This is a genomic window from Agrobacterium sp. 22-226-1, from assembly GCF_053522345.1.
In genome coordinates, this window is sequence record NZ_JBNWCP010000001.1 from 107,218 (window position 1) to 120,087 (window position 12,870).

A 12,870-nucleotide genomic window follows, 5' to 3' on the forward strand; every position below is an offset into this window, starting at 1 on the left:
GATTTCGCAGCCAGCCGATCCCGGCGCGGACGCTCTATTCTGTGCATTGAAAGGAACTGCAACATCGATATCGCCAAGGACCACAATTGGTCTGGCGTGAAATGCAGCTTCAAAGCTCTGGAATGTTTTCGTCACACCCGAAGGATATGCGGCGCTCTAATAGGCGATGTGCCTCACCGATAGAATAACATCTCGCGCCAAGTTTTTCGTTTTATTGTTATGTTTCGGCACATATTGCGATGAGCACCGACATATTTCTCAAATTTAATGGGTCATTTCGAAATATTGATGCCGTCAACATGTATCATCCGGCGGAATGATGCGCGTGTTTCTTGCGAATGTCGGTCGGTGTCGCGCCGAACCAGCGGGAAACGGAACGCGAAAACGCACCGGGTGTCGAATAGCCAAGCCTGTAACTGATGTCGGATACCGGAAGATCGCTTTCCACGAGGAGTTTGAAACCGGCATTTTTGCGAATGGTGTCCTTTATCTCGTTGAGATTGGTGCCGAGCTCTGCGAGCCGCCGTTGAAAACTCCGTTCCGACAGGTTGAAATAGGGAGCGATCTCGCCGAGCGAAAGCTCGGCATCCGAGAGCCGCATCTGCATATACCGCTTCACCTGATCAATGAAATGGGTCGCGTCCGCCGATGTTTCCGGTCGCAACATGCGGCATTGCAGGTTCATCAGCTCGAACAGCCGCTCATCCGCATTCGGATTGACCACATCGAGAAGCGATACCGGCAGACGCATGGTATGGATCGGCTGGGAAAAACTGACGCGTCTGGTCATTCTTTCTTTAAATAGCTGAATATTATTCGGTTTCGGCCGCTCCAGACCGATCTCGATCTGGTTGATACGATCTCCGAGAATATCACGGAGACGCTGTACCAGGACGGCGAGCGACAAATCCACATATTGATCGCGTTTGGCGATAACCGGCGCGAAGGACCATGACAGGGTTACCTGCGTGGCATCCGTTACCATTGTGAAATTGCTGTTGTTGGTCGCGTAATAGACATGGTCCTGAAGAAAACGCAGGAACGCCCGTACCGTCGGTGCGCTGATCAGCCCATATCCGAACGCGCCGGATGCACCCGCTGGAAAGGTGGAGGCGCATTGCAAACCGAAGGCGTCGTCGCCGGAAATCAGTGCGCAGGTTTCGAGCAGGCGGGAAAATCTATCGAGGCTGATGCGTTCCGTCAGGCTGCTGAATATGGCTGGATCAATGTCCAGAGCCTTGCAGATTGGCGCGATATCTATGCCCCGTGACCGGGCATAATTGCTGACGCCGGCAGCCAGACCGGCCACCACACTTATCTCGCCACTGACCCTCTTCTCGGGCATCCCTCGCCTTGGCGTACCATGTTTGGAAATTGTCGCGTGATGGTAAGCCTTGAGAGAGCGTTTGTCGAGCAGCCCGGCTCCGGGATTTTAAGTGCGGTCGGTGTCTGCGCTTTGCTCCAGCACCTGCATGATGGCTTGGCCGGCATCTTCGATAGCGCCGCTATTATCGACGGTCGTAACGTCGAAATCTCCAGCGACCGTCAACGAGCTGCGTTCCAGCCGCCGGAGAATATCGTCCCGGCTCTCCCGCCCGCGCTGCTCCAGCCGCCTTGCCAGCACATCCGGCCGCGCAACGATGTTCACGACCTTAAGACGGGAAAAGGCGGTGCCGAAATGCGGCAGGGCGGAACGCGAACCGTTGGCGATGACCACGTCTCCCGCATTGAGGTGACGATAGACAGCGGCCGGGATGCCATATTTCAGCCCATGCGCCTGCCAAGACACCGCGAAGGCGCCCGCATCTTCCAGCCGGTTGAACTCGTGCATCGAAACGGCATCGTGGTTTTCACCTCCCGCATCGCCGCTGCGGGTAATGACGCGGCGGGTGAAGTGAAAGCCCGGCCGCCCACACAGTCGCGCTGCGGCATAGTCCATCAACGTGTCCTTGCCGGCCCCGCTCGGGCCGACAATCACGATCATCGTGCCGGGCGATGCCGCGCGCCGGCTATCCTGCCCATCGTCGGTCATGCCACGCGCTTGCCCTGACGCCAGACGGAACGGGCGACCGGCACACCATCCTCGCGGTGAACCCGGACCAGATCGGCCCGCAATCCCGCCGCGATACGACCGCGATCAAGAAGGCCGACGGTGCGCGCCGGCGTGGCGGTGACCATGCGCAGCGCTTCCGGCAGGCTGATGGCTTCTACCTGATCGGCGAGCAGGAATGGCGCGAAGAGCAGGCTGAAGGGCACATAGTCGGAAGAAAGAACATCCAGCACGCCGATCTCGGCAAGATCGCGGGCGGCGATATTGCCGGAGTGGGACTTGCCGCGAACGATGTTCGGCGCACCCATCAGCACGCTCATGCCGGCGCTGTGCGAGGCTTTTGCGGCCTCGACGCTGGTGGGGAATTCCGCCAGTTTCACGCCGTGGCCGATAGCCTCGCCGACATGCGCTTCGGTGGCGTCGTCATGGCTTGCAACGGTGATGCCGCGCTCGGCGCAGCGGGCGGCCAGATAATCGCGGTGCTTGGCGGAATATTCCGCCGACGCCGCCTGCCGACGCCGCACGAACTCGGCGAAAGCCTCGTCGCTCAGCCCACGCTTCTTCTGGTAATAGAAGATATATTGATCCATCGACTGGAACTGGCGCTGCCCCGGGGAGTGGTCCATCAGCGAAATCAGCCGCACGCGCGGATCGGTTTCGAAGTCTTCGAAATGTTCCAGCACATCTGAGGAGGCGACTTCACAGCGCAGATGCAGCAGGTGATCCGAACGAAGGCGGTTCTGATCCGCCGCGGCCTCGATGGCGTCAGCCATTTCGCGCATTTCACCCTTCTTGAAGCCGCCGTCTTCATCCGAACCGAGCCGCAGGCAGTCGAATACGGTGGTGATGCCGGAGGCAGCCACCTGCGCGTCATGAGCCTGAATGGCGGCGATCTTGTCCCAGATCACGCCGGGGCGCGGCGAATAATGCTGCTCAAGATGGTCGGTATGCAGTTCTACCAGACCCGGGATCAAATAATCACCTTCGAGGTCCTCGCCGGTTTTGGAAGCACCTTCGCTGATATCGGCGATCTTGCCGTCACGGATCAGGACGGAGCCCAGAATAATATCGTCTTCCAGAACGATACGGGCATTGGAAAGGGCGTGCTCGGTCATGGGTTCGCATCTTTCTTTGGTGGCTGGCCAAGGGGGTGCCAGCTATGAACGGTAAAGGGCGCGCCGCGCGTTTCTTCAATGAACAAAGCGAGGCCGGAAATGCTGAGAGGTCGATCGGTGAATTCGGAAAACCGCGCCGAAAGCACCTCGTGCATGGCGGGCTGCTCGCTCTCGTCGATGCGGCCGGTCAGCGTCATGTGAAAACGGAAATCATCCATGACATGCGGATAACCCCAGAGAGACAGATTTTGCCGCTGGCTCTCCGTCAGCATCTGTGGCCGCCGACGGGCAATATCGGTCTCCGACAGGGGCGCGCGAAACCGGTCGAAATGATCGACGATCTCGGCGGCAAAATCCTGCAGCGGCTGATAGGTGCGGTCCGGGACCAGTGCAAAAAACGGCCCGAGTGCACCGACGACGACACGCGGAATTTCGAAGGTGGACTGGCTGGCCGCGAAATCTTCGAAGGCCGTGAGCAGCTCCGCTTCGCTGTATTTTTCGGCAAGCTCGAAAGGAGCCTTCAGGGTCGCGTGGAAACCGTAACGGCGTGGCTCCTCCGTCATGTCGGCATAGTCGTCGTGGTCGTCATGCAGCGTGCCGGAAAATGCATTGCGGCCCAGCCAGCGTGACGCTGCCTCAGTCAACGGGTGATCTTTAGCCGGAGAAAAATAGATGGCATAGCGCACGGCAAGCACTCTTCAGTGTCATGGGAGACCAGGGATGAGAAGCTATTTGGCGTGACTCGCCGGCTTCCCGCAAGGTCAGGAGTGCGAGGTAATTGGTTTCCGTGACAGAATGATGATGCCGAAGGAAAAAAGCGCATTGGAAATGCGGCAAGCTTCCGAATGTGCTGAAGACACAGGCGGAGATGATGACGGGATACGGCCGGCATAAATCGGGACTGCGCGAGTGTCCGGCGGAGATGACGAACATCATTACGACGTTCGCCATTCCATCCCTTCAGAGCTAGTGCTGTGTTTTGCCGATCAGGCGTGAACGCAGCGAATTGGAGATGTGGTCGAACAGGAAAACGACGAAGAGGATAAGCAGGACCATATAGGCGACCTTGTCCCAGTCGGCATTGGTGCCCATCGCCTCCAGTAGTTTCAGACCGATGCCGCCCGCGCCCACCGCGCCGATGATCGTGGCGGAGCGGGTGTTGCTTTCCCAGAAATAGAGTGACTGCGAAATGAAGACCGGCAGGACCTGCGGCAGCACGCCGAAACGGTTGACCGCAATCGGGGAAGCGCCGACCGATTTGACACCCTCGCGCTGCTTGTCGTCGACATTTTCCAGCGCCTCGGCATAGACCTTGCCGAGCGCACCGGTATCGGTGAAGAAGATCGCGGCAATGCCGGGGATCGGTCCGGGCCCGAAGCTGCGGGTGAAGAACAGCGCCCAGATCAGCATGTCGATGGAACGCAGAAAGTCGAACAGCCGCTTCATGCCCCAATTTGCGGCCCTGTTGGCGGTGATGTTGCGCGCGGCGATGAAGGCGAGCGGCAGGGCGATGAGCGTGCCGAACAGCGTGCCCACAAAGGCCATAACCAGCGTCTGCATTAGCTTGGAAAGAATATCGGCATGCTGCCAGACGCTGTTGTCGAGGAAATCATCCACCATGTGGCCGATATTGGAGCGCTCGGGATCGAGCCTTTCTCCCCACAGCGCGAGAGCGGCGAGTTCACCATAGCCCTTGCCCCAGAATTCCGATTTGGTGTCGAACAGGAAATTCGCCCATCCGAGGAACCGACGCTGGACATAGACCTGACTGGTGCGGATTTCCGCCTGTCCGGCAAAACCAAAATGCACGAGAACCTTGTTGCCGTCCTGCTGGATTTCCTGCGGCACGTCGTCGGATGCCCGGGCCTGTTCTCCATTGATGATGACGGGATAATTCTTGCCGTCGACATAGACATCCACCCGGGTCGGGGTCACGTCGAGGCGATTTTCCATGCCCGCATAAACGACGCTGTAGCCACCACCCGGCAGGGGCTGCAGCCAGTCGATCTTTGCATCAACCGGATATTGCCCGCGGCTGGACCATTGCGGCTCCACCTTGCCGTCTTCGAAACGCAGGCGCGGCTGGGCGCGCCAGGAATACCAGTCCTGAACATAACTCGAGGCACGATCCCACCGACCCTGCATGAAGGCCGGACCGACATTGAAGAAGAAAAAGCAGCCGATGAGATAAAAGGTGACAGTGAGAAGGCCGACGAGCAGACCATATCGCTGCATAAAACCGCGATTGAACACGTGCGGATGCGCGGCCGCCAATCTCTCGCGGTCGGCGGTGTTGAGAATGAAGCTGGACGACATCAGGCCGCTCCCCGTCCGAATTCGAAGGATTGATGGCCGATCAGCCTGCGGCGCAGCCAGCCGGAAAACTGGTCGACGGCGATGATGGTGATCAGCAGAAGGATGATGATGGCATAGGTCTTGGAGGCATGATCGTTACCGATCGAAAGCCGGAAGACCTCGCCGATACCGCCGCCGCCCACGGCACCGATGATGGTGGAGGCACGCACGTTGATTTCGGCGCGCAGCAGCGCATAGGACACGAAATTGGGCAGAACCTGCGGCACGATGGCGAAGCGCACCCGCTCCAGCCAGTTGGCGCCAGCGGCGCGCAGGCCTTCATCGGGCTTCATGTCGGCATTTTCCACCACTTCGAAGAACAGCTTGCCCAAAGCGCCGATCGTGTGGACAGAAATCGCGATAATCGCGGCGATTGGACCGATGGATAGAATGGCGGTCAACAGCCCGGCGACGACGATTTCCGGGAAGGCGCGCAGCACTTCCATGACCCGGCGCACCACAAAGCGCACGAGACCGGCGCCGACGAGATTGGTGGAGGCGAAGAAGCAGAGCACGAAGGCGAAGCTTGTGCCGATGATCGTCGACACCAATGCGATGTTGAGGGTGATGATCAGCTGGTAAATGAAATGCGGGATGTAAAAGCTGTCGGTGACATAGACGCGATCCGCGACGTAATTGTATTTCATCGAGCCATTGTCATAGGGCGACGGCAGATCGAACATTGCACGGAAGATTTCAAGCGGGCTATCCGGCACAAACGTTTTTAGAAAATCGAAGAAATATGGCAGGCGCTCGAAGAACTTGCCTGAATTTGCCTCGTTGGCGAAATTCAGCGATGCCGCGAGAATGATTAGAAAGACCACGAGCGAAATGACGGTATAGACCCGCCGCGTCGCAAGCTGCTGTTGATAATGACGCATGACCGTTCGGGACGATGCGCTCAATCCCTCGGGCGTGAGGGTACCCTGTTGCAGTGTGGTCGCCATGCCGCTTTTCCTTTATTGGCAAAAGCGGCGATGCCATAGGGCACCGCCGCTTTCAGAACATTCCGTCAGGATCAGCCGCCGATAACGGACTTACGGGCGTCGATAATCGTCTGGTAGAAGGACGGATCGACCTTGATGTAGGCGGTGTTCTTGCCCTGCGTGTAACCCTGGAAGCAGGCGAGGTCCTTCTTCGGCAGTTCCATGAAGAAGTCTTCGACCTTCTTCTTCATGTTGTCGCCGAGCTTGTTGGCGACCATCAGCGGGCCGTTCGGGATCAGCGGCGACTTCCAGACTTCGACGATATCGTCCATGTCGAGGTTGCCCTTCTTCACCATCTGGTGAAGGTTGCCGCCGGAATAGCCCTCTTCCCACTTGCCAACGCCCGAACCGAAGGTGGTGCCAACGTCGAACTTCTTGTCGAGAACGGCGAGAACGAGGTTCTCATGGCCGCCGCCGAAGCCGGTTTCAGCGAAAAATTCCTTGATCGGCGTGCCGGTTTCCTTTGGGATAGCGACGTTCGGAACGAGGAAGCCGGAGGTGGAGTCAGGATCGGCGAAACCGATCTTCTTGCCCTTGGCGTCTGCCAGCTTCTTGATGCCGCTGTCCTTGCGGGCAACCATGATGGTGTAATAACCGCTGGAACCGTCAGAACCCGTATAGGTCAGGATCGGATCGACGGCCTTGGGGTCTGCGAGCGCGATCTTGGCGTAGGAGGAAGCGCCCATGGACGCGATGTCGATGGTGCCGCCGAGCAGGCCCTGGATGACGCCGTTATAGTCCGGCGACGGGAAAACCTGAACTTCCGAAACGCCGGTCGCGGCCTTCAGGCCATCGGCAACGCATTTCGTGCTGCGGATCATGTCGGCTTCGTTCTCGGAACCGTCGAGACCGATACGCAGGACCTTGACGTCCTGAGCCATGGCGGAACCGGCCAGAACGCCAAGGGCGACTGCCGAAAGAAGGACTTTCTTCAACATGGACTTTCTCCTGTTTCCCGGCGAGCCGGAGTTTGTTGTGAAATATCGGCCCTTGACGCGGGCGCAAACGATGCTGAGCGGTTCCTCAGAGCCCGGCGAGAGCGAGCGGTTCGGGGCCGGCAGATTGCTGCACCGGACGCGCGGGAAGCTGCGCGCCGGGAATATTGATGCTGGTCGAGGTCATCGTCTCGTCGATGCCGGACCCTTGAGAATCGGTTCCGTAAATCTCCGTGACGGCCGCAGCCGTCAGCTCAGTAGGGGTTCCGTCGAAGACGACGCGGCCCTGAGACATGCCGATGATGCGTTCGCAATAATTGCGCGCCGTATCCAGCGTATGCAGGTTGGTGATGACCGTAATGCCTTCGCGTTCGTTGATGTCGCGCAGCGCATCCATCACGATCTTGGCGTTCAGCGGGTCGAGGGAAGCGATAGGCTCATCGGCCAGAACCATCTTCGGAGACTGCATCAGGGCGCGGGCGATGGCGACGCGCTGCTGCTGGCCGCCGGAAAGCGTGCCGGCAGCCTGCATGGCCACATGCTCGATGCCAAGCCTTTCCAGGGCGGCGATCGCCATCAGGCGCTCGTCATTGGTGAAGATGTTGAACAGGCTGAGCGCCGTCGAGCGGTGATTGAGGCGACCGAGCATGACATTGGTGAGCACATCGAGGCGCGGCACCAGATTGAACTGCTGGAAAATCATGGCGCAGTCGCGCTGCCAGCTGCGCAGCACCGCGCCTTTCAGCGCCGAAACTTCCTTGTCGTTGAAATGGATGGAACCCGAGGACGGATCGACGAGGCGGTTGATCATGCGCAGCAGCGTCGATTTTCCCGCACCCGAGCGTCCGATAACGCCAACCATCTGGCCCTGCGGAATTTCGACATTCACGGAATCGACCGCAGTGTGGTTGCCGAAACGGCGCGTGACTTGCTTCAGGTGAAAGCTCATTTCCCCGTCCAATCTTCTTTTTGACGGGGTTCGGCGTAACAGCGGTGCGTGAAGTGTGGATGTCAGTTTGATGAATAAAATATTACAGATTTCACGGATATCGCATCCGCCTGTTCGCCGACAAAGCTTTCGGGAGGAATCTTGGACCGTTCAAATCTGCGTGTCTTTTTTGATCGCATAAACAAAAATCCCGGGGGTGCCCCGGGATTTGCAGGTGTTCGGCAGAGGGAGATTTCATCCGCCATATTTCGCGACGAAATCCTCGGCGTCCAGATTACGGAAATCCTCGAGAGCGACGCGCAATGCCGCGTGGTCCCAGTCCCACCACTTCAGATTATCCATTTGCCGGCCCAGTTCCGCCGGGAAGCGTTCCCGGATCGGCCGGGCGGGCACGCCGCCAACGATGGTATAGGGCGCGACGTCTTTTGAGACGACTGCACCCGCCCCGATCACCGCGCCGTTTCCCACCGTGACGCCGGGCAGGATCGTCGCACCATGGCCGATCCACACATCGTGGCCGATGACGACGCGCTTGGCGCGGCGGGCGGCAAAGAAGTCCGTCTCATCCTCCGCATCGTCCCAATAGTTGTGGGCACGATAGGTGAAGTGATGCAGCGTCGCCCGCTGCATCGGGTGATTGGTGGCGTTAATGCGGACGGAGGCGGCGATGTTGACGAATTTGCCGATGGTGGCGCACCAGATCGCGCCATCCTGCATCACATAGGAGTAGTCGCCCATCTCGACCTCCTCTATGCGGCAGCGTTCCGAAATTTCGGTATAGCGGCCGATCGAGGAGTTGCTGACACGGGCGGTCTCATGGATGACCGGTTCCAGACCGACCTTGACGCTCATGCCGCTGCCTTTCTGGGAGAAAACTGTGAGACGTCCAGAATGCGGTCGGCCACGGCCTCCCGTACCTCCTCGTCATGGAAAATGCCGAGCAGTGCCGTGCCCTTCTGTTTTTTCTCGACAATCATATCGACGACGACACGCCGGTTAAGGGCGTCCAGCGAGGCTGTCGGTTCATCGAGAAGCAGGATCGCATGGTCGGTGATGAAGCCGCGCGCGATATTCACGCGCTGCTGTTCGCCGCCCGAAAAGGTCGCCGGCGGCAGTGACCATAGTTCCCGTGGCAGGTTGAGCTTCGAAAGCAGCATGGCTGCGTGTTCGCGGGCTTCATCGGCGGCAACCTTGCGCGCCAGAAGCGGTTCGGCGACGACATCTATGGCAGCGACACGCGGCACGGTGCGCAGGAACTGGCTGACATAACCGATGGTGCGGTGACGGATATCGAGGATCGTGCGCGGCGAGGCGTTACCGATATCGATGACCTGGCCCTCATGACGAACGAGAATCTGCCCGCTGTCGATGGCGTAGTTGCCATAGAGCATTTTCAGGATCGAGCTTTTGCCGATGCCGGAGGGACCGCCGAGCACGACACATTCGCCGCCGCAAACGGAGAAATTGACATCGCGCACAACGGGCAATTCGATACCGTCGCGAAGATGCATGGTGAAGCTTTTGAAGACTTCCGAAACGATAAGAGGCGTCGGCATGGCGTCAAACCTGCAGAATAGAGGAAACAAGCAATTGCGTGTAGGGCTCGCGCGGGTCGTCCAGCACCCGGTCGGTCAGACCATGTTCGATGACATCGCCGCCCTTCATCACCATCATGCGATGGGAAAGCAGCCGCGCCACCGCCAGATCATGGGTGACGACGACGACGGCGAGACCGAGATCGTTGACGAGACCGCGGACCAGATCGAGCAGGCGCGCCTGCACGGAAACATCGAGGCCGCCGGTCGGTTCGTCCATGAAGACGAGGCGCGGCGAGGTGACGAGGTTGCGGGCGATCTGCAGGCGCTGCCGCATGCCGCCGGAAAAGGCGCGCGGCTGGTCGTCGATGCGGTCGGTGCCGATTTCCACCCGTTCCAACCATTCGCTGGCCGATTGCCTTATGTTGCCGTAATGCCGGTTGCCGACGGCCATCAGCCGCTCGCCGACATTGGCGCCGGCCGAAACCGCCATGCGCAGCCCGTCCGCCGGGTTCTGGTGCACGAAACCCCAGTCGGTCCGCATCAGAAAACGCCGTTCGGCCTCGCCCATATGATAGAGGTCACGCACCGAACCGTCGCGCATGCGATATTCCACGCTGCCCGCCGTCGGCATCAGCCGGGTGGAAATGCAGTTGAGAAGCGTGGTCTTGCCGGAACCGGATTCGCCGACGATGGCAAGCACCTCGCCGGGATAAAGCTCGAAGGAGACATTGCGGCAGCCGGCGCGGTCGCCATAATATTTGGAAACGTCCCTGACTTTCAGAAGCGGTGCGTCGCTCATTCTGCGGCCTCCTTCACATCCGCCAGCAGGTGGCCTTTGTGGCCATGGGCGCGGCGGTCCTCGCAATGGTCGGTATCGGAGCAGACGAACATCCGCCCGCCCTTATCATCAAGCACCACCTCGTCCAGATAGACATTCTCCGCACCGCACAGCGCGCAGGGCTTGTCGAAGCGCTGGATTTCGAAGGGATGGTCCTCGAAATCGAGGCTGACGACGTCGGTATAGGGCGGCACGGCATAGATGCGCTTTTCGCGTCCTGCGCCGAAGAGCTGCAGGGCGTCCGAGAGATGCATTTTCGGATTGTCGAATTTCGGGGTAGGCGACGGATCCATCACATAACGCCCGGCCACCTTCACCGGATAGGCATAGGTGGTGGAGATGCGTCCGTTGCGGGCGATATCCTCGTAAAGCTTGACGTGCATCAGGCCGTATTCCTCCAGCGCGTGCATGACGCGCGTTTCGGTCTCACGCGGTTCGAGGAAGCGCAAGGGCTCGGGAATGGGAACCTGATAGACGAGGACCTGACCCGAATGCAGTTCTTCTTCCGGAATGCGGTGCCGCGTCTGGATGATGGTTGCATCCTTGGTGCGGGTGGTGACGGCAACATTCGCCACCTTCTGGAAGAAGGCGCGGATGGAAACCGCATTGGTCGTGTCGTCCGCGCCCTGGTCGATAACCTTCAGCACATCGTCCGGGCCGAGAATGGAGGCGGTTACCTGCACGCCGCCGGTGCCCCAGCCATAGGGCATGGGCATTTCGCGGGAAGCGAAGGGAACCTGATAACCGGGAATGGCGATGGCTTTCAGGATCGCCCGGCGGATCATTCGCTTGGTCTGTTCGTCCAGGTAGGCGAAGTTGTAGGCAGCCAGCCCGTCGTCAAATGAAACTTCTTCAAGCATTGCGCGTTAGCCTTGTGAAAAAAGGAGTACAAGCTCATGGAGATTGGAATTTTTGCAGCCGTGTTCTTTGCTGTGTTTGCAGCATCGACCGTCTTTTGCGCTTACTGGTTTGGCGAGCAGCACAGCCGCTGAGCTATTCGGCCGCATCGCCCATCCACTCCGCGCCATTGGCGTTGACCGCCTCGAAATCGGCACGCATTTTCCTGACCAGACCGAGTTCGGCCTGAAAATCCACGTAATGCGGCAGTTTCAGATGTTCGACGAAACCCGTCGCCTGAACGTTGTCGGCGTGTGAAATGACGAATTCCTCGTCCTGCGCGGGGGCCACGACGTCCTCGCCGAATTCGCCTGCCCGCAGCGCCCGGTCGACCAGCGACATGGCCATCGCCTTGCGCTCGCTCTGGCCGAACACCAGACCGTAGCCGCGTGTGAATTGCGGCGGCGCCTTGACCGAACCCTTGAATTGGTTGACCATCTGGCATTCGGTGACCTGTATGTCGCCAAGCGAGACGGCAAAGCCGAGTTCCGGCACCTCCAGTTCCACCTCCACCTCGCCGATGCGGATTTCACCGACGAACGGATGGGTGCGGCCGTAACCGCGCTGCGTCGAATAAGCGAGCGCCAGAAGGAAACCCTCATCACCACGCGCCAGCGATTGCAGGCGCAGGTCACGCGGCATTGGAAATTCCATCGGCTCCCGCGTCAGGTCGCCGGCAATATGGTCAGCCGGCATATCGCCGTCAGTTTCGATCAGTCCCTCTTGCGCCAGAATATCGGAAACCCGCATGACATGTTCCGGCTCGCCTTCGCGCTGGGTGGCTGTCTCAACGGCCTCGTCCTCGAGAAGCGAAGGATCGAGCAGGCGATGGGTGTAATCGAAGGTCGGCCCGAGCAATTGCCCGCCCGGCAAATCCTTGTAGGTCGCGGAAACGCGCCGCTGCACCGTCATGTCAGCGGTATCGACCGGAACCGAATAACCGAAACGCGGCAGCGTCGTGCGATAGGCGCGCAGCAGGAAGATGGCCTCGATCATGTCGCCGCGGGCTTGCTTGACGGCAAGGGCTGCTAGCGACTGATCGTAAAGAGACGCTTCCGCCATAACCCGGTCGACGGCGAGCGAAAGCTGCGAAACGATCTGCGACACCGTCATCGCTGGCAGGTCACGGTCTCCGCGCCGCTTGTCGGCAAGAAGCCGGTGGGCGTTGGCAATGGCGGTTTCCCCGCCTTTGACAGCAACATACATC

At 59.4% G+C, this 12,870-nt stretch carries 13 protein-coding genes; all 13 read right to left on the bottom strand.

Features of this window, described 5'->3' with window-relative positions; genetic code table 11:
• Positions 1-304: 304 nt before the first annotated feature.
• A complete protein-coding gene (locus tag ACQZ5K_RS00500) occupies positions 305-1,345 on the bottom strand; it encodes an AraC family transcriptional regulator ligand-binding domain-containing protein (protein ID WP_448739367.1) in 1,041 nt (346 codons plus the stop codon).
• 87 nt (positions 1,346-1,432) lie between these two features.
• Positions 1,433-2,032: a phosphonate metabolism protein/1,5-bisphosphokinase (PRPP-forming) PhnN gene (gene phnN / locus ACQZ5K_RS00505; protein WP_448739368.1), complete on the bottom strand. Its 600-nt coding sequence runs from the start codon at positions 2,030-2,032 to the stop codon at positions 1,433-1,435.
• Entirely contained in the window at positions 2,029-3,165 is a 1,137-nt protein-coding gene (locus ACQZ5K_RS00510) for an alpha-D-ribose 1-methylphosphonate 5-triphosphate diphosphatase (protein ID WP_080791792.1), read from the bottom strand. Before ACQZ5K_RS00510 ends, phnN begins: the two co-directional genes overlap by 4 nt.
• Positions 3,162-3,860, bottom strand: coding sequence for a DUF1045 domain-containing protein (locus tag ACQZ5K_RS00515; protein ID WP_448739369.1), 699 nt, complete (start codon positions 3,858-3,860; stop codon positions 3,162-3,164). Before ACQZ5K_RS00515 ends, ACQZ5K_RS00510 begins: the two co-directional genes overlap by 4 nt.
• Positions 3,861-4,131: 271 nt before the next feature.
• Positions 4,132-5,481, bottom strand: coding sequence for a phosphonate ABC transporter, permease protein PhnE (gene phnE / locus ACQZ5K_RS00520; protein ID WP_448739370.1), 1,350 nt, complete (start codon positions 5,479-5,481; stop codon positions 4,132-4,134).
• The gene (phnE, locus tag ACQZ5K_RS00525) at positions 5,481-6,467 is read right to left on the bottom strand and encodes a phosphonate ABC transporter, permease protein PhnE (protein ID WP_003524411.1); all 987 of its coding nucleotides are present in this window, start codon (positions 6,465-6,467) and stop codon (positions 5,481-5,483) included. Before phnE (ACQZ5K_RS00525) ends, phnE (ACQZ5K_RS00520) begins: the two co-directional genes overlap by 1 nt.
• A gap of 71 nt (positions 6,468-6,538) precedes the next feature.
• A complete protein-coding gene (gene phnD / locus ACQZ5K_RS00530) occupies positions 6,539-7,444 on the bottom strand; it encodes a phosphonate ABC transporter substrate-binding protein (RefSeq protein ID WP_448737123.1) in 906 nt (301 codons plus the stop codon).
• An 85-nt stretch (positions 7,445-7,529) separates the two neighbouring features.
• Positions 7,530-8,390, bottom strand: coding sequence for a phosphonate ABC transporter ATP-binding protein (gene phnC, locus ACQZ5K_RS00535; RefSeq protein WP_448739371.1), 861 nt, complete (start codon positions 8,388-8,390; stop codon positions 7,530-7,532).
• A gap of 234 nt (positions 8,391-8,624) precedes the next feature.
• The gene (locus ACQZ5K_RS00540; RefSeq protein ID WP_448739372.1) at positions 8,625-9,242 is read right to left on the bottom strand and encodes a transferase hexapeptide repeat family protein; all 618 of its coding nucleotides are present in this window, start codon (positions 9,240-9,242) and stop codon (positions 8,625-8,627) included.
• Positions 9,239-9,946, bottom strand: coding sequence for a phosphonate C-P lyase system protein PhnL (gene phnL, locus ACQZ5K_RS00545; protein ID WP_448739373.1), 708 nt, complete (start codon positions 9,944-9,946; stop codon positions 9,239-9,241). The genes ACQZ5K_RS00540 and phnL overlap by 4 nt, the downstream gene beginning before the upstream one ends.
• Before the next feature lie 4 nt (positions 9,947-9,950).
• Positions 9,951-10,727: a phosphonate C-P lyase system protein PhnK gene (gene phnK, locus ACQZ5K_RS00550; RefSeq protein WP_003524419.1), complete on the bottom strand. Its 777-nt coding sequence runs from the start codon at positions 10,725-10,727 to the stop codon at positions 9,951-9,953.
• On the bottom strand, positions 10,724-11,626 hold the full coding sequence (locus ACQZ5K_RS00555) for an alpha-D-ribose 1-methylphosphonate 5-phosphate C-P-lyase PhnJ (RefSeq protein ID WP_065654731.1): 903 nt from the start codon (positions 11,624-11,626) through the stop codon (positions 10,724-10,726). The genes phnK and ACQZ5K_RS00555 overlap by 4 nt, the downstream gene beginning before the upstream one ends.
• Before the next feature lie 133 nt (positions 11,627-11,759).
• Complete coding sequence (locus ACQZ5K_RS00560; RefSeq protein WP_448739374.1) at positions 11,760-12,869, bottom strand: carbon-phosphorus lyase complex subunit PhnI; 1,110 nt, start codon at positions 12,867-12,869, stop codon at positions 11,760-11,762.
• Between the last annotated feature and the right edge of the window lies 1 nt (position 12,870).